The organism is Halochromatium sp. NSM3, from assembly GCF_059621085.1.
The window spans coordinates 38,578-61,394 of record NZ_JCAQIA010000011.1; the positions used below are offsets into that span (position 1 = coordinate 38,578).

A 22,817-nucleotide genomic window follows, 5' to 3' on the forward strand; every position below is an offset into this window, starting at 1 on the left:
CTATGCCAGCAGACGCCCCCAACGCGCGCGTTCCGGCGCTCGCCGCCTTTTTGGCCGAGCACCGCAGCAAGGCGCATCGGGTGATGCACCATCTGATCGGGCTGCAGCGCCCATTCCTGCTCAAGAGCGATCTGCACGACACGGTCGAGCAGCTCTGCCGCGATGACGAGCAGCTTGTCGATACGCCCCTGGCGCGCGCGCTCTTCCAGGCCCAAGAGGCGGCCATCAACGCCTCCTGGGTCTATCTGGCGCTGCGCCGCCGGGTCGCCAAATGGAACTATCTGCGCATCCACCTCGAGACCATGGATCTGAACGAGGTGACGATCTCGGAGTTCCTGCGCTTCAAGGAGCATTTGGCCACCGGAGGGCACGACGACCCCTTCGGCCTCGAGATCGATCTGCGTCCCTTCTACCGTGAGCAGCAGAAGCTGACCGAGGAGGGTTCGATCGGCCGTGGCGTCGAGTTCCTCAACCGCCGCCTCTCGAGCCGGTTGTTCGACGAGCTGGGCAAGGGCGATCAGCGCCTGCTCGGCTTCCTGCGGATGCACAGCTACCGGGGTCATCAGCTGATGCTGAATGACGCCATCGGCACGGTCGCAGAGCTGCGCAATGCCTTGCGTCAGGCGATGATCCCGCTGCGCCGGCGCCCAACGCATACCCCTTACGCCGACCTGGCCTCGGAACTGCGCGGCTTCGGCTTCGAGCCCGGCTGGGGCCATGACGCGGCGCGCATCCGCGAGACCATGAGCCTGTTGCTCGATATCCTCGAGGCGCCCTCACCGCAAGCGCTCGAGAGTTTCCTCAGCCGGGTGCCGATGATCTTCTCGATCGCCATCGTCTCGCCCCATGGTTGGTTCGGCCAGTCCAACGTGCTCGGCCGCCCGGATACCGGCGGGCAGGTGGTCTATATCCTTGATCAGGTGCGGGCGCTCGAGCGCGAGATGCATCAGCGCCTGGCCGAGCAGGGCATCGATATCGAACCGCGCGTGGTGGTGCTCACCCGGCTCATCCCGGAGGCCGAGGGCACCATGTGCAACGAGCGCCTAGAGCCCATCGCCGGCACCCGCAACGCGGTGATCCTGCGCGTGCCGTTCCGCAACGCCGCCGGCGAGGTGCTGCCGCACTGGGTCTCGCGCTTCCACCTCTGGCCCTACCTGGAAGGTTATGCGCTGGACGCCGAGCGCGAACTCTTGGCCGAGCTTGGCGGCCGGCCGGATCTGATCATCGGCAACTATTCGGATGGCAACCTAGTCGCCTCGCTGCTCTCGCAGCGGCTCGGCGTCAGCCAGTGCAACATCGCCCATGCGCTGGAGAAGACCAAGTATCTGTTCTCGGACCTGTATTGGCGCGACAACGAGGAGCGCTACCACTTCTCGGCCCAGTTCACCGCCGATCTGATCGCGATCAACACCGCCGATTTCGTGATTACCAGCACCTATCAGGAGATCGCCGGCACCGACGACAGCGTTGGCCAGTACGAGAGCTACACCAGTTTCACCATGCCGGGGCTCTATCGCGTCGTCTCCGGGGTCGATGTCTATGATCCAAAGTTCAACATCGTCTCGCCTGGGGCCGATGAGGACATCTATTTCCCCTACAGTGACGCCGAGCGGCGCTTGGTGCATCTGCACGACGAGATCGAAGAACTGATCTTCGGCGGGCCGCGCGAGGGCGAATCGCGCGGCGTGCTCGTCGAGCGTGAGCGGCCACTGCTGTTCACCATGGCGCGGTTCGACCGCATCAAGAACATGACCGGGCTGGTGGACTGGTACGGTCGCAGTGCCGAACTGCGCGAGCAGGCCAACCTGGTGATGGTGGCCGGCCATGTCGACCCGGGCCGCTCCGGCGATGACGAGGAGCGCGAGCAGATCGAGGCGATGCATCAGCTGTTCGAGCAGCACGGACTGGATGGGCAGGTGCGCTGGCTCGGGATTCATCTCGAAAAACCGCTCGCTGGGGAGTTCTATCGGTTTGTCGCCGAGCGGCGAGGTCTGTTCGTGCAGCCAGCGCTATTCGAGGCCTTCGGCCTGACCGTGATCGAGGCGATGAGCTGCGGCCTCCCGGTCTTTGCAACCCGTTACGGTGGCCCGCTCGAGATCATCGAGGACGGACTCTCGGGTTTTCACATCGACCCCAACCATGGTGCGGCTGCAGCCGAATCGATCGCCGATTTCCTGCGGCGCTGCGCCGAGGATGCGGGTTACTGGCAGGCGATCTCGGAGGCGGCCTTGGCGCGGGTCGAGGAGCGCTACACTTGGCGGCGCTACGCCGAGCGCATGATGACCTTATCGAGGGTCTACGGCTTCTGGAAATATGTCACCGACTTGGAGCGCACCGAGACCGCGCGCTATCTGGAGATGTTCTATGGGCTCCAGTTTCGCCCGCTGGCGCGGGCGATGGCCTGGTGATGGTTCACTCTCAACTTTTCCGCCCTGACGGGCGGAGTCTCTTGCGGAGGATTTGATGATTGACGCATACCGATGCGGCTCGTTTCTCGGGCTCGCGGGTCGGCTTCTGGCTATACCTGCCCATCCACCGGTGCTTAGCGCACCAGGCTTGCTAATTCTGCTGGTACTGGCGTTGCTGGCGCCCGGTGCGGCCCTGCAGGCCGGCGAAGACTTTCAGCCTGAGCGGCTCGATCTGATCTGTATTGAGCAGCCGATGCGAGCGGTCGCTTTTGGCGAGCCGGGCGAGCTGAGCTACGGCGAGCAGGCGCCAAAGGAATCTGATCCGATTGACCTGCTGGCCACCAAGAGCAGACCAGGCGAGGATTTCAACTACGACTTTGCCATCATCGAAAGCAGCGCTGGCTATCTCGAGACCGAGGACGCGATCTGGCTCGGCGGCAAGCAGATCGAAGCCCAGCAGGGGCGCTTCAAGATCAACCTCTCGAATCTGGTCATGACCCTGACCGAGACCGACCCGGACGGCAGCGCGCGTTTCCGGCGTTTCGAATGCGAAAAACGCTCGGGAGAGGAGGCGGCTGCGGAGAGTGATTAATCGCTATAAACGACGGGGCGTTGGATGCCACGCCTGAGCAGGATCAAAGACCAGTATTTGATCCTGTGGCCGGTTGCACTGGGCGCACACTGGTGACCAACGCACTGTCGGTATCAACCTGCCAATGGATTTCCAGAGCATAGAGCTGCAGCACGAATTCACGGCGCTCTGGATAGCGGTCCATGTAGCCCGGACGCGGATCCTGGGCGATGACCTGTTCGATCAGCTCGCGCAGCCGTAGACGGGCGTCGGTGTCCTGCTCGGCGACCTGGCGGTGGGCGACCTTGCTGAAGCTGACCTGGAAACGGGCTTGCGGACGGGTATTGGCGAAACCGCCCTCGGCGTCCGGGATGGCATCGGCATAGGGTACATAGGGCTTGATGTCGAGGATCGGCGTGCCGTCGAGCAGATCAGCGCCGGCGATGCGCAGCGCGAGCCGTTTGCCCTGACGCTCGAGTCCGTGCTGGGCGACCGCCGAGATCCCGATCGGATTCGGCCGATAGGGCGAGCGGCTGGCGAAGACGCCGACCTTGTCGCGCCCGCCCAGTCGCGGTGGCCGCACCTGCGCTCGCCAACCCGCCTCGAGGCAGTCCTGGTGGAAGACAAACATCAGCCAGACATGGGAGAAGCCTTCGAGCCCGGCGAAGGCCTCTTCGCGGTCATAGGGCGGTAGGAGTTCGATCCGCGCCTCGGCGGCGGTGACCAGCCGTGGCTGCCGCGGGATGCCGAATTTGTCGGTATAGGGTGAGCGGCAGAGGCCGATCGGTTCGAACTCGAAACGCATGCTGTCGGGTGCCATTTTAAAATGCGAGCGTCCGCTGAGAATCTAGTGTATCAACGCGTAAATCGTGATCCCCCGGTGCGCCGACTTCAGTCGGCACCCTGACTCCCGGTTGACTGAAGTCGGCAGCGCGCAGAGTCGGATCAAACCGACGTACCCATGCAGCTGTCACCGGCAAGCCCGTCGTGAGTTGGCGTGCCGCTGTTTATGCGAAGCCTGTCGCTGATCCAGACCCTGGGCTCTGGGCTCGCGTATCATCTGCGAGTTGATCCCCGCGTTTCCTGATTTGGAGTCCGTTTGATGCGCATCTTGCGCGGCGCGCCCGCTTTGTCTGATTTTCGTCTGTCCAAGCTTGAGGCGCGGTTGCGCGCGTCCGCTGTTCCCGACTGTAAGTTGTCCGCTGAGTTCCTGCACTTCGCCGACCTGGCGCGGCCGCTCGATGCCGAAGAAGAGGCCGTGCTGATCAGGCTGCTGCGCTACGGGCCGGCGCCCGAGATGTCTCCAGATCAATCAGCGGCGGAGTCCAAAGCAGAGTCCACCCAGGGCTTGGGGGTCAGCGCAAGCGCCTCCGCTGGCGCCGATGTGCTCGCCGACGAAGCGCTGCTACTCGTGGTGCCAAGACCCGGAACCATCTCGCCCTGGTCATCAAAGGCGACCGACATTGCCCAGCATTGTGGACTGGATGCCGTGCGGCGGCTCGAGCGTGGTACCGCCTATCGTTTGCAGCCGATGTCCGCAGAAGGGCTCGATGGGAGCGCGCTCGCGACCGCTGCGGCGCTGCTGCACGATCGCATGACCGAGGTCGTGCTGCGTGATCCGGCCGAGGCCGAGCGCTTGTTCGTGCAGGCCGAGCCGCGCGTGTTGGCGCGAGTCCCCTTGCTGGGCGACGGACGCGCGGCGCTGGTGCGCGCCAATGGCGAGCTGGGGCTGGCGCTCTCCGTCGACGAGATCGATTATCTCGCCGAGCGGTTTACCGCGCTCGGCCGCGATCCAACCGACGTTGAGTTGATGATGTTCGCCCAGGCCAACTCCGAGCACTGCCGGCACAAGATCTTCAACGCCGATTGGGTCATCGACGGCGAGCTACAGGCACAGTCGCTGTTCGCGATGATCCGCAACACCACAGCCTGCTCACCGGCGGGCGTCCTCTCGGCCTACAAAGACAATGCCGCTGTGATCGCGGGCTGGCTAGGCAAACGCTTTGCTGCGTCCGGAGAGGGCGACGGCCGCTATCGACGCAGCGATGAGCCGCTGCACATCCTGTTCAAGGTCGAGACCCATAACCATCCAACCGCGATTGCGCCCGATCCAGGCGCGGCGACCGGCTCCGGCGGCGAGATCCGCGACGAGGGTGCGACGGGGCGTGGCGCCAAGCCGAAGGCCGGTCTCTGCGGCTTCTCGGTCTCGAATCTGCGCATCCCCGGTGCCGAGCAGCCCTGGGAGCACGACTGGGGCAAACCGGGGAGGATCTGCTCGGCGCTCGAGATTATGCGCGATGGGCCGATCGGCGCCGCCGCCTTCAACAATGAGTTTGGTCGCCCGAACCTGGCCGGTTATTTTCGCAGCTTCGAGCAGCAGGTACCGCGCGCCGGGGGCGGCGTCGAGCTGCGCGGCTATCACAAGCCGATTATGCTCGCCGGCGGCGTTGGCACGGTGCGCGCAATGCATGTCGAGAAGGGTGAATTTCCGGCTGGCGCGCCGCTGGTCGTGCTCGGCGGCCCGGCGATGCTGATCGGTCTCGGTGGCGGCGCAGCCTCGAGTATGGCCAGCGGCGCCAGCGCCGAGGATCTCGACTTTGCCTCGGTGCAGCGCGCCAACCCGGAGATGCAGCGCCGTTGTCAGGAGGTCATCGACCGCTGCAATGCGCGTGGCGCGGCGAGTCCGGTCCTGTTCATCCACGATGTCGGCGCCGGCGGCCTGTCCAACGCGTTGCCGGAATTGGTGCACGATGGCGGCCGTGGCGGGCGCTTCGAGCTGCGCCGGGTGCCGAATGCCGATCCGGGGATGTCGCCGATGGAGATCTGGTGCAACGAGGCGCAGGAGCGCTATGTGCTGGCGATCGATCCGGCGCGCCTGGCCGAGTTCGAGGCGATCTGCGCGCGCGAGCGCTGCCCCTATGCGCTGGTCGGAGCGGCGACCGATGATGAGCAGTTGATCCTCAAGGACGCCCAGTTTGGCTCGGTACCCATCGAGATGCCGCTGTCGCTGCTGCTCGGCAAGCCGCCGCAGATGCAGCGCGACGTCAGCTCGGTCGTTGCCGTCGGCGATCAGCTTGATCTGGCTGCAATCGACCTGGCCGAGGCGGTTGGGCGGGTACTGCGTTTGCCGACTGTGGCCGCTAAGGGCTTCCTGATCACGATTGGCGATCGCAGCGTCGGTGGCTTGGTCGCGCGCGATCAGATGGTCGGCCCCTGGCAGGTGCCGGTGGCCGATTGCGCGGTCACGCTGACCGATTTCGATGGCTTCCACGGCGAGGCCATGTCGGTTGGTGAGCGTGCCCCGATCGCGCTGCTCGACGCGCCGGCGTCTGGGCGGATGGCGGTGGCCGAGGCGGTCACCAATCTCGCGGCGGCCGATGTCGCCGCGCTCGGCGATCTGCGCCTGTCCGCGAACTGGATGGCTGCGGCTGGACATCCGGGCGAGGATGCGCGGCTGTATGAGACGGTGCGGTCAGTCGGCCTCGAACTCTGCCCGGCGCTCGGCATCGCGATCCCCGTCGGCAAGGACTCGATGAGCATGAAGACGGTCTGGGAGCGACCAAGCGATCAGGGCTTGCGCAATGCTGCCGCGCATGGCGCCGAGCGCGAGCCTGTCGAGATGGCCGCGCCTATGTCGTTGGTGGTCTCGGCGGTGGCGCCGGTGCCTGATGTGCGCCGCTGCATGACACCCTGGCTGCGGCTCGACCGTGGCGACACTGTGCTGGTGCTGATCGACCTCGGGCGCGGGCAGGATCGACTCGGCGGCTCGGCGCTGGCCCAGGTCTATGAACGCATTGGCGAGGTGCCGCCGGATCTGGATGATCCCGAGCTGCTCAAGGGCTTCTTCGCGGCGATCCAGGGGCTGCGTGCCGACGGGCTGCTGCTCGCCTATCACGACCGCTCTGACGGCGGCCTGCTTGCGACACTCTCTGAAATGGCCTTCTCCGGGCGCTGCGGGATCGACTGCGATCTGGGCGGGCTGTCCGGACTCGGGGGTGCGGCCGGCGAAAACGAGGCGGTTTCGACAGCACAGCAGGATGCAGTGGTACCCGGTGTCGTTGGCGTGGCTGGAGGCGGGGTTGTGACTGTGACGAGGCGCGACTCGCTCGCGGCGCTGTTCGCCGAAGAACTTGGCGCCGTGCTGCAAGTACCCACGGCTGAACGGGCGGCTGTGATGCAACGGCTCGCCGACCATGGCCTCGGCGCCTGCGGCCAGGTGATCGGCGCGCCGCGCGCCGACGGGCTGATCCGCATCCGCCAAGGCGATCGGCTGTTGTTCGAGGCGACCCGTGCCGAGCTGCAACAGGTCTGGTCCGAAACCAGCTGGCAGATGCAGCGCCTGCGCGACAATCCGGACTGCGCCGATGAGGAATTTGCCCGCATCGCCGCCGACGAGCCGGGCCTGAGCGCGACCTTGCCCTTCGATCCGGCCGAGGACATCGCCGCGCCGCTGATCGCGACTGGCGCTCGGCCACGGCTGGCGGTGCTGCGCGAGCAGGGCGTCAACGGCCAGATCGAGATGGCCGCCGCCTTCGATCGCGCCGGCTTCGACTGCATCGATGTGCACATGTCCGACCTGCTTGAGGGCCGTCTCGGGCTCGATGGCTTCCAGGGACTGGCCGCCTGCGGGGGCTTCAGCTATGGCGACGTGCTCGGTGCCGGCGAGGGCTGGGCCAAGACCATCCTATTCAACCCCCGCGTGCGCGAGCAGTTCCAGACCTTCTTCGCGCGTGCCGACAGCTTCGCGCTTGGCGTCTGTAACGGCTGCCAGATGCTGGCCAATCTGCGCGAGCTGATCCCCGGTACCGAGCATTGGCCGCACTTCGTCCGTAACCGCTCGGAGCAGTTCGAGGCGCGGCTGCTGATGGTGGAGGTGGGGCCATCGCCATCGATCCTGCTGCAAGGGATGCAGGGTGCGCGGATGCCGATCGTCGTCTCGCACGGCGAGGGCCGCGCCGAGTTTCGTGATGCGGCGCAGCAGCAGGCCGCCGAGCCCATGACCGCGCTACGCTACATTGAGGCTGATGGCGCGCCGGCAATCCGTTACCCGGCCAATCCGAACGGCTCGCCGGAGGGCATCACTGGTCTCTGCAATACCGACGGTCGCGTCACCATCATGATGCCGCACCCGGAGCGGATCTTCCGTACCGTGCAGCAGTCCTGGCATCCCGATGATTGGGGCGAGGACAGTCCCTGGATGCGGTTGTTCCGCAATGCGCGTACCTGGGTTGGCTGAAGCCGCAATGGATGCGGCCGATCCGCGCCTGGCAACCGGGGAGGCGGCCTGGATCGAGGTGATCCGCAAGATGGACGAGACCTATGCGGATCTCGTCCACTACCAGGTCGAACTCGAGCAAAAGAACAGCGCGCTGGAAGACGCCCAGCGCTTTATCGCCAGCGTGCTTGCATCGATGACCGATGTGCTGATCGTCTGCGATGTCGAAGGCCGGGTGCAGCAGGTCAATCAGGCGCTCGAGGAGCTGGTCGGACGCACCGAGGCGGAACTGCGCGGGCGCTCGTTCCTGGAGCTGATGGCGCCGACTTCGCTCGCCGAGGCCGAGGGGTTCGGCGCCCGCATCCGGCACGCGTCGGTGCACGACTGCGAGGTCGCGTTGATCGGTCAGGATGGCGACGATGCGCCCTTGGCGATGAACTGTACCTCCCGCTACGATCACCGTGGGCGGCTGGTTGGCATGGTGCTGATCGGCCGTCCAGTGGGCGATCTGCGCGAGGCCTATCGGGCACTCGAATTCGCCTACACCCAGCTCAAGCAGGCGCAGACACGGCTGATCGGGGCCGAGAAGATGGCCTCGCTGGGTCGGCTCGTGGCCGGCGTTGCCCATGAACTCAACAATCCGATCAGCTTCGTCTACGGCAACGTGCATGCGCTCTCGCGCTACCGTGAGCGCCTGCTGCGCTACTGCGAGGCAATTGATCAGAGCGATCCGCCGCCCGAGCTGGTCGCGCTGAAACACGACCTGCGCATCGAGTCGTTGCTGGCCGATCTCGAGCCGCTGATCAAGGGCACGCTCGAGGGCGCCGAGCGGGTGCGTGACATCGTTCAGGATCTGAAACGCTTCTCCTCCGGGCAGCAGGGGGCGTTTACCGAGTTCGACCTGGTGCATGTGATCCGCACTGCGGTGCACTGGGTGACCAAGGGCAGCCGACGCGACCTGGTCATCGCGCTGGACCTGCCCGAGCGGTTGGTGGTCACCGGCCATCCCGGACAGCTGCATCAGGTGGTCATGAACCTGGTGGAGAACGCCCTGGATGCGATGCAGGATTGCGACAGCGCGCGCCTAGAGGTTGCCGCCGGTCGCAGAGAGAGCGACGGGAGCGGCGGGAGCAGCAAGCACGGCATTTGGTTGACGCTGCGCGATACCGGCCCTGGCATCGCGGAGGCGGACCTGCTCAAGGCCATGGATCCCTTCTTTACCACCAAGCCGGTCGGCAAGGGTACCGGGCTCGGCCTGTCGATCAGCTACGGTATCCTGCGGGATCACGGCGGCGAGCTGAGCATCGAGAACCATCCCGAGGGCGGCGTGATCGCGCGGGTGCTGTTGCCGTCCGGCGATCAAAATGATCGCGGTCCGGAGCGCGATTCAGAGCGCCATGCCCCGGCATGCGAAGCCAACTCGCCAGCGGTGCGCACCTAGACGCTGGAGCGAACAGCATGAACCTAATCTGGCTACAATCCGGCGGCTGTGGTGGCTGCACCATGTCGCTGCTCTGCGCCGAGTCGCCCGATCTGTCGCGGCGGCTTGGCGCGGCGGGCATCGAGCTGCTCTGGCATCCATCGCTGAGCGAGGCCAGCGCCGCCGAGGTGCTGGAGCTGCTGCAGGCGGTCATCGCCGGCGAGCAACCGCTGGACCTGCTCTGCATCGAAGGCTCGATGCTACGGGGCCCGAATGGTAGCGGTCGCTTCCACTGTCTGGCCGGCACCGAGACGCCGATGATCCACTGGGTCGAGCGGCTCGCGGTGCGCTCGAGGTACACCTTGGCCATCGGCACCTGCGCCGCGTTCGGCGGCATCACCGCCGGCGGCTCCAACCCGACCGAGGCCTGCGGACTGCAGTTCGACGGCGCCCACCTCGGCGGCCTGCTCGGCTCCGACTATCGCTCCAGCGGTAGGCTGCCGGTGATCAATGTCGCCGGCTGTCCGACGCATCCGAACTGGGTCACCGAGACGCTGGCCGCGATCGCCCTCGGTGAACTCGATGCTGACGGCCTGGACGGGCTCGGCCGGCCGCAGATGTTCGCCGATCAGCTCGTCCATCATGGCTGTCCGCGCAACGAGTTCTACGAGTTCAAAGCCAGCGCCGAGCAGCCCTCGGACCTCGGCTGCCTGATGGAGCATCTCGGTTGCCTTGGCACCCAGGCCCATGCCGATTGCAATATCCGCCTCTGGAACGGCGAGGGCAGCTGCACCCGTGGCGGCTATGCCTGCATCAACTGCACCGCCCCCGAATTCGAGGAGCCTGGCCACCTGTTTCAGCGCACCCCGAGCATCGGTGGTATCCCCGTCGGCCTGCCGACCGATATGCCGCGCGCCTGGTTCATCGCGCTCGCTTCCTTGAGTAAGGCCGCGACCCCAGAGCGTCTGCGCCGCAATGCGGTCTCGGACCACATCGCGGTGTCGCCGAGCATTCGAAAACCAAAGCCTCGCTGATGCTGCGTTGCCGATGAAAACGCTGGTGCTCGGCCCCTTCAATCGTGTCGAGGGTGATCTCGAGGTGCGGCTCGAGATCGCCGATGGCGCCGTGCGGTCGGCGCGGGTCAATTCGCCCCTGTATCGCGGCTTCGAGCAGATCCTGCATGGCAAGGAACCGCTGGATGCGTTGGTGATCGTGCCGCGCATCTGCGGCATCTGCTCGGTCAGCCAATCGCTGGCTGGCGCCCGTGCGCTGGCCGATCTCGGCGGGGTGTGGATGCCGCCGAACGGGGAGCTGGCGACCAACCTGGTGCTGGCCTGTGAGAACCTGGCCGATCACCTGAGCCACTTCTATCTGTTCTTCATGCCCGATTTCGCCCGCGAGGTCTACGCCGATGAGCCCTGGTATGCGGCGATCGAGCAGCGGTTTCGGGCATTGACTGGCAGAGCCTCAGGCGCCGTAATCCGGGCCCGTGCCGAGTTGCTGCACCTGATGGGCACGCTCGCCGGCAAGTGGCCGCATTCGCTTAGCCTACAACCAGGTGGCTCGACCAAGCCGGTGCAGCCGCAGGAACGGCTGCATCTGTTGGCAACCCTGGCTGCGGTGCGAGACTTCTTGGAGCAGCAGACCTTCGGCGACCGCCTCGAGACCCTGGTCGCACTCGACAGCGCCGATGCGCTCGAGGCTTGGGCAGCCTCGGCGCCGGTGGAGCAGGGCGATCTTCGACGCTTTCTGCAAGTCTCCCGGGCGCTCGGGCTTGATCGACTGGGTCCTGGTCCGGGACGCTTGATGAGCGTCGGCAGCTTCCTGCGCGATGGTGAGCCGCTGTGCCACACCGGCTTCCGCCGTGGCCTCTGGTACGGGAGTGGCGACGATGATGAGGGCCGCGACCTTGAGCTGGATCTTGCGCAGGTCACCGAGGATCTGAGCACGAGCTGGATGCGCGGCGGCGAGCCGCTGCACCCGAGCTGTGGGGTGAGCCTCCCGGATGCCGACAAGCCCGATGCCTACAGCTGGTGCAAGGCGCCGCGTCTGGCGGGCCAGCCAGTGGAGGTCGGCGCAGTGGCCCGCCAGCACATCGATGGCCAGCCTCTGATCCGCGACCTGGTATCGAGCGCGGGCACCAATGTGCACAATCGCGTCGTCGCCCGACTGCTCGAGAGCGCACGGCTGATCATTGCAATGGAAGCCTGGGTGCGCGCCCTGCGCCCAGGCGAGCCCTTCTGCGAGCCGGCGCGATTGCCGGACGAGGGTGAGGCGGTCGGCCTTACTGAAGCTGCTCGCGGCAGCCTTGGCCATTGGCTCCAGGTCCGCCACGGGCGCATCCTCAACTATCAGATTATCGCTCCCACCACTTGGAACTTCTCACCGCGCGACGCGCGCGGCGTTCCAGGACCGCTCGAGCAGGCCCTGGTCGGCGCGCCGATCCGACCGGGCGAGCAGACAGCGATTGCCGCGCAGCATATCGTGCGCTCGTTCGATCCTTGTATGGTTTGCACCGTTCACTAACCGCTAGCCTGGGTCTGCGTCGGTAGTGCCATCTCCCCTAGCTGACGAGTCACCATCCCGGCCCGGACATGCGGGCCTTCAGATGCGCGAATACAGGTACTCAGACTCGTCGGACGCACGGAAACACCCCGAGAGCGTCTTGACCCCGGTACACGGCAACGAGGCCTACGAGATCCGCGCCCGCGCCGCCGCAATCCGGGGAGAGCCATAATGCACCCTATCTCGGCGGCTAAGTTCCGAGCTTAAATGGCTTTTGAGAGGCTAATTCATGCTAATAAACATCCACCGGATCAGCGTCAAGTATGCCAGCGCCTTCATCGGCGTGGCGCTGTCGCTGCTCATTGTCGTCGTCGCCAACTTCTTCCTCGTCGAATCGCTCAAGGGGCGAATGGTCGAATTCAGCACCACCTTCAACCAAGCCATCTCGAACGTCCTCAACGCCGATCGCGACCTCTATCAAGCACGGCTAGCCGAGATGGAATACCTGCGCGCCGCGCCGGACACCGACAAGGCACAGAGCGCGCGAACCGACTATCGGGAGAACGCCCAGCAGGCCTTCGATCGCATGCAGGACTTCAAGACGCTGATGGCCGGTTATCCCGATGTCGTCGCCAAGCTCACGGCATTCGATGGGCTTTTTGAAGCCTGGTCGCAGCACTCCAGCCGCGTGTTCGAACTGCAGGCGGCGGGTAACAGCGCGGCGGCAACGACACTCTCCGACGGCGCCTCGCTGCAGGCGTTCGGCGCCTTGCGTGAGGTCTACAACTTGGGCGGTGAGGCGGCCGACGCCAAGGTCGCCGAACTCCAGGCCCTGTCGCTGGCACAGATCAAGACGCAGCGCTGGATCATCGGTCTGTTCTCGCTGGCGGTGTTTTTCGCCGCGACGACCCTCGCCCTGCTCGGGCCGCTGCTGATGTCCCGAGCGATCCGCGCCGTCACCGCGCGGATCAAGGATATCTCCGAGGGCGACGGCGACCTGACCGCGCGTATCGACTCGTCCCGCCGTGACGAGATCGGCGAGCTGGCGAGCCAGTTCGACGACTTCATCGCCTACATCGACTCGACCCTGAAGGCGGTGCGCACCAGCACCCAGGGCGTGAGCATTGCGTCCGACGAGATCGCCAGTGGCAGTGTGGATCTCGCCACTCGGACCGAACAGGCGGCTTCCAGCCTGCAGGAGACTTCGGCGTCGATGGAGCAGATCTCGGCGACCGTCAGCAACACCTCGGAAGCCGCCATGCAGGCCAGTCAACTGGTCAACTCGACGGCCGACGTCGCCCGCGAGGGTCACAAGGCGATGCAGCAGCTGGAGCGCACCATGGATGAGATCAACACCTCGGCCTTGGCGATCAGTGAAATCATCGGCATGATCGACGGCATCGCCTTCCAGACCAACATCCTAGCGCTCAACGCCTCGGTCGAAGCGGCCCGTGCCGGCGACCACGGCCGCGGCTTCGCGGTCGTCGCTCAGGAAGTTCGGACCCTGGCCAGCCGCTCCGGCGAAGCGTCGAAGAACATCCGCGAACTGATCGATACTTCGGTGGCCCGCACTCAGTCCGGCAATAAACTAGTCAAGCACACCGGGCAGACCATGGAACAGATCGTCTCGAGCATCGAGCAGGTCACCGACATGATCGGCAATATCAGCGCCGGCACCAAGGAGCAGAGCCAGGGCATTGGCCAGGTCAACGCCGCCGTCAGCGAACTCGACACCATGACTCAGCACAACGCGGCGATGGTCGAACAGCTCAGCGCGGCGTCCAGCGAGATGCGCAAACAGGCCGAACGGCTCAACGCTCTGATCGGCTCGTTCCGCCTGAGCGGCGAGACGCCCGCTGCGACGCCAACCGCACGCTTGGGGCGACCCAAGCAGGAATCGCCCGTTACGCCTCGTCCGACGGCGCGGCGTTCTTCCACGTCGCCGGCCGAGGACGAATGGGCGAGCTTCTAGGAGCTACGCGGCACGAAGCGTAGCGCTGCCGGTTAGCGCGCTCGCTCAGCATCAGTTCGTATTCTGATTCGCCAAGTAGTTGGTCATCGCCTTCTTGGAGGTGTTGGATGATGCGGTTGCTGTTCAGGACGATAGGCTCTCTTGGTGATCAGGAAGATGGCGAGGATGACGACTTGAGGCGCTCTGTATAGAAAGTTTTCAATTTGGCGTAAACCGTAAAGAATGTTATCGATCTAAAAGTTGATCGACCGCAATATTGTATGCATAAGATATTGGTTTTTAAGTAAGTTTTAAAGCTGGCCCGGCCCCTGCATTGACAATTGTCAGTGAGAAACCCGAGGGGACCGAAAGAGGGCCAAGCGCCGATGCCAACCACCGAAACCTTCTATGAGGTGATGCGCCGCCAGGGGATTACCCGGCGCAGCTTCATCAAATACTGCAGCCTCACGGCGACCGCGCTCGGCCTGGCGCCGAGCTTCGCCGGCAAGATCGCCCATGCCATGGAGACCAAGCCGCGCACGCCGGTGCTCTGGCTGCATGGGCTTGAGTGCACCTGCTGCTCCGAGTCCTTCATCCGCTCCGCCCATCCGTTGGTCTCGGATGTGGTGCTGTCGATGATCTCGCTCGACTACGACGACCTGATCATGGCCTCGGCCGGGCATCAGGCTGAGGCCATCCTCGAGGAGATCACGCACAAGTACAAGGGCAACTACATCCTCGCGGTCGAGGGCAACCCGCCGCTGAATCAGGAGGGGATGAGCTGCATCATCGGCGGCCGGCCGTTCCTCGAGCAGTTGCAGGAGGTGGCCAAGGACTGCAAGGCGATCATCTCTTGGGGCAGTTGTGCCTCCTGGGGCTGCGTGCAGGCCGCGCGTCCGAACCCGACCCAGGCGACGCCGATCGATCAGGTGATCCGCGACAAGCCGATTATCAAGGTGCCCGGCTGTCCGCCGATCGCCGAGGTGATGACCGGGGTGCTCACCTACATGCTGACCTTTGAGCGCATCCCGCAGCTCGACCGCCAGGGCCGGCCGGTCATGTTCTACGGCCAGCGCATCCACGACAAGTGCTATCGGCGGCCGCACTTCGATGCCGGCCAGTTCGTCGAGGACTGGGACGACGAGGGCGCGCGCAAGGGCTACTGCCTGTACAAGATGGGCTGCAAGGGTCCGACGACCTATAACGCCTGCTCGACGGTGCGCTGGAACAATGGCGTGTCCTTCCCGATCCAGTCTGGCCATGGCTGCATTGGCTGCTCCGAGGACGGCTTCTGGGACAAGGGCAGCTTCTATCAGCACGTGACCGATACCCACGCCTTCGGCGTCGAGGCCAATGCCGACAAGGTCGGGCTGGGCGCGGTCGGGGTGGTCGGCGCCGCTATCGGTGCCCATGCCGCCTATTCGGCCGTTCATCGCGCCAAGCAGCAACAGCACGAGCCCAGCCCTTCCAATCCGGCAGATTCCACCCCGGCAGGTGACGACCGATGACCGCGACCCCGAATATAACCCAGAGCCAGCCTCAACCGCATAACCAGAGTGAGGCCGCCGCCCAGCCCGAAGTCCAAGACCAAGCTCAAGCGCCGGCCCAGCCGCAGATCCAGACCCCGAACGGCTTCAGTCTCGACAACAGCGGCAAGCGCGTCGTCGTCGATCCGGTGACCCGGATCGAAGGCCACATGCGTTGCGAGGTCAACCTGGACGAGAACAATGTGATCCGCAACGCGGTCTCGACCGGCACCATGTGGCGCGGGCTCGAGGTGATCCTCCGTGGCCGCGATCCGCGCGATGCCTGGGCCTTCACCGAGCGCATCTGCGGCGTCTGCACCGGCACCCATGCACTGGCCAGCGTGCGTGCGGTCGAGGATGCGCTCGGCATCCCGATCCCGGAGAACGCCAACTCGATCCGCAACATCATGCAGCTGACGCTGCAGGCGCATGACCACCTGGTCCACTTCTACCATCTGCATGCGCTCGACTGGGTGGACGTGGTGGCCGCGCTGAAGGCCGACCCGAAGGCGACCTCGGCGCTGGCGCAGTCGATCAGCGACTGGCCGATGTCCTCGCCCGGCTACTTCCGCGACGTGCAGAACCGGATCAAGCGTTTCGTCGAGTCCGGGCAGCTCGGCCCATTCATGAACGGCTACTGGGGCAATCCGGCCTACAAGCTGCCGCCCGAGGCCAATCTGATGGCGGTCGCGCATTATCTGGAGGCGCTCGATTTCCAGAAGGAGATCGTCAAGATCCACACCATTTACGGCGGCAAGAATCCGCATCCGAACTGGTTGGTCGGCGGCATGCCCTGCGCGATCAATGTCCACGAGGTCGGCGCCGTCGGCGCGGTCAACATGGAGCGGCTGAATCTGGTGTCCGGCATTATCGACCGGACTATCGATTTCATCGATCGCGTCTACATCCCGGACCTGCGCGCGATCGCCTCCTACTACAAGGACTGGACCTACGGCGGCGGTCTGAGCAGTCGGGCGGTGATGTCCTACGGCGACATCCCGGATCACGCCAACGACGATTCGGCCAGCAACCTGCTGCTGCCGCGCGGCGCCATCATCAACGGCGATCTCTCCAAGATCCACGAGGTCGATCTGCGCGACCCGGAGCAGATCCAGGAGTTCGTCGACCACTCCTGGTTCCGCTACGACGACGAGTCCAAGGGGCTGCACCCTTGGGACGGTGTCACCGAGGCAAACTATCAGCTCGGCCCCAACGCCAAGGGCACCTCGACCCGCATCGAGGCGGTCGACGAGGGCGCCAAGTACTCTTGGATCAAGGCCCCGCGCTGGCGTGGCCATGCGATGGAAGTCGGGCCGCTGGCACGCTACGTCATCGGCTATGCGCAGGGCAACCCGGAGTTCAAGGAGCCGGTCGACAAGCTGCTCAAGGATCTGGACCTGCCGCTGAGTGCGCTGTTCTCGACTCTGGGACGCACCGCCGCGCGCGGACTCGAGGCCTCTTGGGCGGCGCACAAAATGCGCTACTTCCAGGACAAGCTGATGGCGACTATCAAGGCCGGCGACACCGCGACCGCGAACACCGACAAATGGGAGCCAAGTCGCTGGCCGAAGCATGCCAAGGGCGTGGGAACCGCCGAGGCCCCGCGCGGCGCGCTCGGCCACTGGATCGTGATCGAGAAGGGCAAGATCGCCAATTATCAAGCCGTGGTGCCGACTACCTGGAATGGCTCTCCGCGCGATCCGCAAGGGAATATCGGTGCCTTCGAGGCGGCGCTGATGAATACGCCATTGGCCAAGGCCGATGAGCCGCTCGAGATCCTGCGCACCCTGCACAGCTTCGATCCATGCCTGGCCTGCTCGACGCATGTGATGGCGCCGGACGGCCAGGAAATGACCCGCATCAAGGTGCGTTAGGAGGTTGCCGATGAGTACCACATCAGAAGACCTCCTGAGCGAGAAGCGGCGCCAAAAACGCCGCGCTGGTATCCCGGTCACCAAACGCACCGCAGTCTATGTCTACCAGGCGCCGCTGCGGGTCTGGCACTGGGTCAACGCGCTCTCGATCACGGTGTTGGCCGTCACCGGCTGGTTCATCGCCAACCCGTTGCCGACCGTCACCGGCGAGGCGAGTGATCACTTCGTGATGGGCTATATGCGCTTCTTCCATTTCGCCGCCGGCTATGTGTTCGCGTTTGGCTTCCTGTTTCGGATCTACTGGGCCTTTGTCGGCAACCGCTACTCGCGGCAGCTGTTCACCCTGCCGTTCTGGCGTCGCAGCTTTTGGAGCGAACTCTGGCACGAGGTGCGCTGGTATGCATTCAAAGAGCCCGAGCCGCACAAGTACTATGGGCACAATCCGCTCGCGCATCTGTTCATGGTCGTCATCATCACCGTCGGCGGCCTGGTGATGATCGTTACCGGCTTCGCGCTCTATTCGGAGCAGGCCGGGCTCGGTAGCTGGCAGGACGAGCTGTTCGGCTGGGTGATCCCGCTGGTCGGTCAGAGTCAGGACGTGCGCATCTGGCACCATTGGGGCATGTGGGTGATCGTCGTCTTCGTGATGTTGCACGTCTATACCGCCATCCGCGAGGACGTGATGTCGCGTCAGAGCCTGATCAGCACCATGATCAGCGGCTGGCGGATGTTTAAGGATGACCGGCCATGAAGAAAGTGGTGAGTGCTGAGTGGGGAGTGGGGAGTGATTCCGGTGGAGCGCTGGCTCAGGAGCCGCGTGTGCTGCTGCTTGGGATCGGCAATCTGCTTTGGGCCGATGAGGGCTTTGGCGTGCGCTGTATCGAGGCGATGGCCTCAAGGTATCGCTTCGGGCCGAATGTCACCTTACTCGACGGTGGCACCCAGGGTCTCTACCTGGTCGATCAGGTGCGCGCGGCCGATGTACTGGTGGTCTTCGATGCGGTCGACTATGGCTTGCCGCCGGGGGCGCTGAAGCGGGTCGAGGGCAATGCGGTGCCGCAGTTCCTCGGCGCCAAGAAGATGAGCCTGCATCAGACCGGCTTCCAGGAGGTCCTGGCGCTGGCCGATCTGCTCGGCGACGCGCCTGACCGTCTGCTTCTGATCGGTGTCCAACCGGTCGAGCTAGAGGACTTTGGCGGTAGCCTGCGGCCCGAGATCAAGGCGGCGCTTGACCCGGCTATCGAGATGGCCCTGGATTATCTGGCCGAGCTTGGGATCAGGCCGCTCGGAGATACTGCATCGGCTGCGGCTGCCGATGCGGTTGTTGGCGCAGCTGCGGGCGCTAGCGCTGGTCCGATTGCCTCAAGGCGCATGGGGACCGGTGCCCATTCGGCGAAAGCTGAGGCCTGGTCTGCTATGGGTCAAGATGTGCGACCAGATCTACCACATCCAGCGCTGGATCTCGCCGCCTATGAGTTCGGACGGCCGCCGCCGGAGCTGGCCTGTCGCACCGGTGATGAACGGTTGCTGGCAAGGAGGATCACGCCGAGCACAGCGGACTTGGCCCATCCGAGCGAGAGCCAAACAGGGTGCCTGAGCCCTGATCCGTGCGTCGGGCCGAGCGCAGGCTGGACGACTGAACCGATCACAACGGAAAGGATGAACTAATGCTCGCACCTCTGATCGATGCCTTGACCGAACGTCATGGCCTGCCGCAACTCGGGGGCGATGATGTCGAGGCCTTCATTGCACGCGATGGCCATCATCTGCTGTTCATCGCCGGCGATCCGGCCAAGTATCCAGAGGCGTTGGATGTCGCGGTGATCCTGCCGGAGCTGATCGCTGCCTTCTCCGGGTGCTTCGACGCGGCCCTCATCGGGCCCGATGCCGAGAAGGTCTTGTTGGACCGCTATGGCGTCAGTCGCGTCCCGGCCCTGATCCTACTGCGCGGCGATGCCTATCTTGGCGCTATTAGCCGGGTGCGCGACTGGGCTGAATACCTGGCCGAGTTCTTGCGGCTACTGGAGGCCGGGCCGACGCGCCCGCCGGGGATTGGGATAGCGATTCAGTTCGAGCAGGCGCCGGGTTAGCGCGGGTACATCGATCAACAGCAAGTATGCCCGGCGTTTCTTTTGGGCCATCTGATCTAGGAGCCAGTCATGAACAATCTGCCCAACCACGAGCCCCGGCCACTCCCGATCGGTGCCGTCGGTCCTGGAACCCAGCCGGTTGGAGATGATGAGGTCGCGTTGGAATACTTGGCGATGCCGAGCGCCATGCAGACCTACCGGCCGCCGGTGCTGCCGGAACCAGAGGAGGTCGCCGAGTGCAACCGTGGACTCGCGTTCCTCGGCGCATTGCATCGGCTGCTCTCGGGCTACCGGGTCGGTGCTCTGCCGCAGGTAATGGACCTGGTGCATCTGGCGCCGCGCGATCGACAGCTCGTTCTGGAGACGCTCGGGGAGGGCGAGGTGAGCATCCGTTCGGCCGGCCCGAGCGCCGTCTCGAATGACTTCGACTTGCCAGGCGCATCAGCCTCGTCGGCGGCCGGTTCGATGCCCCTGGCGATGTCGCTCCCGCCCGCGCTCGAGCGGACGGCACAGGAAACTCGGCTCGCCGGTATCTGGCACGTGCGTGAGCATCACCCGGACGGGACACTGCGTCGAGACGTCCTCGAGGTCTGCGCGGTACCTGGTTTCGTGCGCTTCGGTACCTTCGCGGATGCCAAGGCCGACATCGATCTCGAAGACCGCGCGATGAGCGGGCTGATGAATGCCCCAGGTGTGCTTGCCGAACTCGCTGCGGCACTGGAGGCGCGGGCGATCACAAACCACACCGAGCGGGTCAGGGTGATCAATCTCAGCCTGCTGCCGCAGACCGAGGCCGACCTTGCTTACCTTGAGGAACAGCTGGGTATCGGCTCGACGCAGATCCTCTCGCGCGGCTATGGCAACTGCCGCATCACCGCGACCCGAACCCGAGATCTCTGGTGGGTGCAGTACTTCAACAGCGATGACCGGCTCATCCTGAATACGCTCGAAGCCACCGATGTGCCAGCCGCAGCGCTCGCCGCGCAGGAGGATATCGACGATAGTGCCGAGCGGCTGGCGGAGATTCTAGAGGCGCTGCAATGAGCTTGCCCCAAGCCCAAGCTTTGATGCACCAGCGCATGGAATGCCGCATCTGTTGGCAGGTCTATGACCCGGCGCTGGGGGATGAGCTGGGGCAGATCGCGCCCGGGACCCCATTTGAGGCTCTGCCATCAGACTGGCGCTGCCCACAGTGCGATGCGGCCAAGGAGGCCTACCTAATATGCGGCTGATCGATCACCCCTGCCTGCATGGATGCTGGCGTCGGAGCGTGTGTCCGATACCTGGCTTGCATGCGAGGACGCGATCGCCGATGCTCGCATGATGTTGAGAGCGAACCGGCCGTGACGGGCAAACAATCCACCTTGATGGGTGATCTTGAGCGAAGCCTCGCCAACGCCTTCGAGCAGATCCATCAACAGCGCATGCTCGGCTTACCGATCCTGCATCCGGGGCTACGGGTCGCGGTGGTTGCCGGCCGCCGCTGGCAAGGCGATTGGATCGGCGTGCTGCTGACCCCTTGGTGCATGAATCTGGTGTTGATCCCAGGCCCCGAGTCCAGGCATCGATCCCACCCCGCAGCTGGCTCGTCTAAAATGGGTGGCCGTCCACACCCGCCCGAGTGCGACCGCCAATGTCCGATCCGCGCCCGACCGTCCTCATCGTCGATGATGAGCCGCTCTCACTTGAGACCATGGCGCGCATCCTCGACGAGCGCTTCGAGGTGCGCAGCGCACTCGATGCCGAGCAGGCCGAGCGCATCCTGGCCGAGGATTGGGTGCAGGTGGTGGTCTCAGACCAGCGCATGCCTGGCACCACCGGCGTCGAATTGCTGGCACTGGTGCGTGAGCGTTGGCCGGATGTGGTGCGCATCATCATCTCCGGCTACACCGATGCCGAGGACATCATCGATGGCATCAACCGCGCCGGCATCTATCAGTACATCACCAAGCCCTGGCATCCAGACTATCTACTACTGACCGTCGACAACGCCTGTTGGCTCTATCAGCTGCAGCGCGAGAACGAGCGCCTAGCGCTCGAGAATCGGATGTCAGCGGCGAGCCTGGAGCGCCGTCTTAGCGAGCAGCGCACGCGGGTTCGGCGTAACTTTCGGCTCGATGCGGTGGTGCGCGGGCCGAACAGTCCGCTGCACGCGATCTGCGAGCAACTGGCCCGGCTCGCGCCCTACGACATCCCGGTGCTGCTGACTGGCGAATCCGGCACCGGCAAGGAGCTGTTCGCGCGCGCGCTGCATTACAACAGCCTGCGCGCCGAGCAGCCTTTCGTCGCCGAGAACTGCGGCGCGCTGCCGGATCAGCTACTCGAGAGCGAGCTATTCGGCCATCGCCGCGGCGCCTTCACCGGCGCGGTGGCGGACCGGGTTGGGCTGTTCGAGCAGGCCGATGGCGGCACCATCTTCCTCGACGAGATCGGCGATGTGTCGCCGGCGTTCCAGGTCAAGTTGCTGCGCGTGCTACAAGAGGGCGAGATTCGGCCCCTGGGCAGCAATCAGCGCCGCCGTATCGATGTGCGCGTGGTTGCCGCCACCAACCGCGATCTAGACCAGGCGATGGCCGAAGGCAGCTTTCGCGCCGATCTCTACTATCGCCTCGCCGGCGTGACCCTGCGCCTGCCACCGCTGCGCGAGCGGCCAGAGGATATCGCGCCGCTCTGTGAGCGGCTGCTCGACAACGCCGCCACCGCGTTCGGCGTCGCGCGGCCCGAGTTGAGTGAGGCGGCGCTGGCGCAGCTCGAGCGTTATCACTGGCCCGGCAACGTGCGCGAGCTGACCAACGAGATCCAGCGGCTGTTGGTGCTGGGCAGCGGTCGCAAGGCCCTGGGCGTTGAGGATCTGAACTCACGGATCAGGGCTGCGACAACGGTCAGGTCCGCGATCGTAGCACCAGACGCCATGACGGCACCCTTGGGCGCTATGCCGGCCAGTGAGCCTTCACCTGCGGAGCGCGGATTAGCCGAGCGTGTATCGGGCGAACGTGCCTCGGCCGAGTTTGCCACCGCATACTCACTCGCGCCAACAGCGGCATCTGCCTCAGCCTCAGCAGCACTCAGCCTCAAGGACCGCGTCGAGCAGCTAGAGCGGCAGATCTTAAGCGAGACCCTCGAGCGCTGCGGTTGGAACAAGACGCGTGCCGCACAGGCGCTCGGCCTCTCGCGGGTCGGGCTCAATAACAAGCTAGAGCGCTATCAGCTCGAGCAGGAGTCACAAGGTCCAGGTTGAGCGCACGAGCTTGATCGTT

16 protein-coding genes and 1 pseudogene are annotated in these 22,817 nt (G+C 64.9%); 16 read left to right on the forward strand and 1 reads right to left on the reverse strand.

Annotated elements, in window-relative coordinates; genetic code table 11:
- Positions 1-2 precede the first annotated feature (2 nt).
- Both AC54T3_RS06635 and AC54T3_RS06640 read left to right on the forward strand, forming a co-directional pair.
- Positions 3-2,408 (forward strand): sucrose synthase, encoded by a 2,406-nt coding sequence (locus AC54T3_RS06635; RefSeq protein ID WP_496623475.1) that lies wholly within the window; start codon positions 3-5, stop codon positions 2,406-2,408.
- A 148-nt stretch (positions 2,409-2,556) separates the two neighbouring features.
- Complete coding sequence (locus AC54T3_RS06640; protein ID WP_496623410.1) at positions 2,557-3,000, forward strand: hypothetical protein; 444 nt, start codon at positions 2,557-2,559, stop codon at positions 2,998-3,000.
- Positions 3,001-3,043: 43 nt separating this feature from the next.
- On the opposite strand, the gene tsaA is transcribed toward AC54T3_RS06640, so the two are convergent.
- Positions 3,044-3,799, reverse strand: coding sequence for a tRNA (N6-threonylcarbamoyladenosine(37)-N6)-methyltransferase TrmO (gene tsaA, locus AC54T3_RS06645; protein ID WP_496623412.1), 756 nt, complete (start codon positions 3,797-3,799; stop codon positions 3,044-3,046).
- 282 nt (positions 3,800-4,081) lie between these two features.
- Between tsaA and purL the strand changes: the two genes are divergently transcribed.
- From purL to AC54T3_RS06715, 14 genes and pseudogenes are all read left to right on the forward strand, one after another.
- Complete coding sequence (gene purL, locus AC54T3_RS06650) at positions 4,082-8,215, forward strand: phosphoribosylformylglycinamidine synthase (RefSeq protein ID WP_496623413.1); 4,134 nt, start codon at positions 4,082-4,084, stop codon at positions 8,213-8,215.
- Positions 8,208-9,635: a sensor histidine kinase gene (locus AC54T3_RS06655; protein ID WP_496623414.1), complete on the forward strand. Its 1,428-nt coding sequence runs from the start codon at positions 8,208-8,210 to the stop codon at positions 9,633-9,635. Before purL ends, AC54T3_RS06655 begins: the two co-directional genes overlap by 8 nt.
- 17 nt (positions 9,636-9,652) lie before the next feature.
- On the forward strand, positions 9,653-10,648 hold the full coding sequence (locus AC54T3_RS06660) for an NADH-quinone oxidoreductase subunit B family protein (RefSeq protein ID WP_496623416.1): 996 nt from the start codon (positions 9,653-9,655) through the stop codon (positions 10,646-10,648).
- Positions 10,649-10,661: 13 nt separating this feature from the next.
- Positions 10,662-12,140 carry a nickel-dependent hydrogenase large subunit gene (locus AC54T3_RS06665; protein ID WP_496623418.1) on the forward strand — a complete coding sequence of 493 codons (1,479 nt, stop codon included), beginning with the start codon at positions 10,662-10,664 and terminating at the stop codon, positions 12,138-12,140.
- A 268-nt stretch (positions 12,141-12,408) separates the two neighbouring features.
- Entirely contained in the window at positions 12,409-14,091 is a 1,683-nt protein-coding gene (locus AC54T3_RS06670) for a methyl-accepting chemotaxis protein (protein ID WP_496623419.1), read from the forward strand.
- Positions 14,092-14,456: 365 nt separating this feature from the next.
- Positions 14,457-15,578, forward strand: a complete 1,122-nt coding sequence (locus AC54T3_RS06675) for a hydrogenase small subunit (protein ID WP_496623421.1) — start codon at positions 14,457-14,459, stop codon at positions 15,576-15,578.
- Entirely contained in the window at positions 15,575-17,470 is a 1,896-nt protein-coding gene (locus AC54T3_RS06680) for a nickel-dependent hydrogenase large subunit (RefSeq protein ID WP_496623423.1), read from the forward strand. The genes AC54T3_RS06675 and AC54T3_RS06680 overlap by 4 nt, the downstream gene beginning before the upstream one ends.
- A gap of 10 nt (positions 17,471-17,480) precedes the next feature.
- Positions 17,481-18,221 carry a Ni/Fe-hydrogenase, b-type cytochrome subunit gene (cybH, locus tag AC54T3_RS06685; protein WP_496623425.1) on the forward strand — a complete coding sequence of 247 codons (741 nt, stop codon included), beginning with the start codon at positions 17,481-17,483 and terminating at the stop codon, positions 18,219-18,221.
- On the forward strand, positions 18,218-19,138 hold the full coding sequence (locus AC54T3_RS06690; protein ID WP_496623427.1) for a HyaD/HybD family hydrogenase maturation endopeptidase: 921 nt from the start codon (positions 18,218-18,220) through the stop codon (positions 19,136-19,138). The genes cybH and AC54T3_RS06690 overlap by 4 nt, the downstream gene beginning before the upstream one ends.
- On the forward strand, positions 19,138-19,560 hold the full coding sequence (locus AC54T3_RS06695) for a hypothetical protein (RefSeq protein ID WP_496623429.1): 423 nt from the start codon (positions 19,138-19,140) through the stop codon (positions 19,558-19,560). Before AC54T3_RS06690 ends, AC54T3_RS06695 begins: the two co-directional genes overlap by 1 nt.
- A 69-nt stretch (positions 19,561-19,629) precedes the next feature.
- Complete coding sequence (locus tag AC54T3_RS06700; protein ID WP_496623430.1) at positions 19,630-20,604, forward strand: hydrogenase expression/formation protein; 975 nt, start codon at positions 19,630-19,632, stop codon at positions 20,602-20,604.
- A 35-nt stretch (positions 20,605-20,639) separates the two neighbouring features.
- A complete protein-coding gene (locus AC54T3_RS06705; RefSeq protein WP_496623477.1) occupies positions 20,640-20,792 on the forward strand; it encodes a rubredoxin in 153 nt (50 codons plus the stop codon).
- Positions 20,793-20,927: 135 nt separating this feature from the next.
- Positions 20,928-21,128, forward strand: a pseudogene (hybE, locus tag AC54T3_RS06710) ([NiFe]-hydrogenase assembly chaperone HybE); the annotation flags it as partial.
- Positions 21,129-21,193: 65 nt separating this feature from the next.
- Positions 21,194-22,798, forward strand: a complete 1,605-nt coding sequence (locus AC54T3_RS06715) for a sigma-54-dependent transcriptional regulator (RefSeq protein ID WP_496623431.1) — start codon at positions 21,194-21,196, stop codon at positions 22,796-22,798.
- Positions 22,799-22,817: the final 19 nt, after the last annotated feature.

Bases quoted from the DNA above. Each gene is read 5' to 3' on its own strand.
- AC54T3_RS06660 (WP_496623416.1), top strand. From the start codon at position 9,653: ATGAACCTAATCTGGCTACAATCCGGCGGCTGTGGTGGCTGCACCATG.
- AC54T3_RS06670 (WP_496623419.1), top strand. From the start codon at position 12,409: ATGCTAATAAACATCCACCGGATCAGCGTCAAGTATGCCAGCGCCTTC.
- cybH (WP_496623425.1), top strand. From the start codon at position 17,481: ATGAGTACCACATCAGAAGACCTCCTGAGCGAGAAGCGGCGCCAAAAA.
- purL (WP_496623413.1), top strand. From the start codon at position 4,082: ATGCGCATCTTGCGCGGCGCGCCCGCTTTGTCTGATTTTCGTCTGTCC.
- AC54T3_RS06665 (WP_496623418.1), top strand. From the start codon at position 10,662: ATGAAAACGCTGGTGCTCGGCCCCTTCAATCGTGTCGAGGGTGATCTC.
- AC54T3_RS06675 (WP_496623421.1), top strand. From the start codon at position 14,457: ATGCCAACCACCGAAACCTTCTATGAGGTGATGCGCCGCCAGGGGATT.
- AC54T3_RS06680 (WP_496623423.1), top strand. From the start codon at position 15,575: ATGACCGCGACCCCGAATATAACCCAGAGCCAGCCTCAACCGCATAAC.
- AC54T3_RS06635 (WP_496623475.1), top strand. From the start codon at position 3: ATGCCAGCAGACGCCCCCAACGCGCGCGTTCCGGCGCTCGCCGCCTTT.
- AC54T3_RS06695 (WP_496623429.1), top strand. From the start codon at position 19,138: ATGCTCGCACCTCTGATCGATGCCTTGACCGAACGTCATGGCCTGCCG.
- AC54T3_RS06690 (WP_496623427.1), top strand. From the start codon at position 18,218: ATGAAGAAAGTGGTGAGTGCTGAGTGGGGAGTGGGGAGTGATTCCGGT.
- tsaA (WP_496623412.1), bottom strand. From the start codon at position 3,799: ATGGCACCCGACAGCATGCGTTTCGAGTTCGAACCGATCGGCCTCTGC.
- AC54T3_RS06700 (WP_496623430.1), top strand. From the start codon at position 19,630: ATGAACAATCTGCCCAACCACGAGCCCCGGCCACTCCCGATCGGTGCC.
- AC54T3_RS06705 (WP_496623477.1), top strand. From the start codon at position 20,640: ATGGAATGCCGCATCTGTTGGCAGGTCTATGACCCGGCGCTGGGGGAT.
- AC54T3_RS06715 (WP_496623431.1), top strand. From the start codon at position 21,194: ATGTCCGATCCGCGCCCGACCGTCCTCATCGTCGATGATGAGCCGCTC.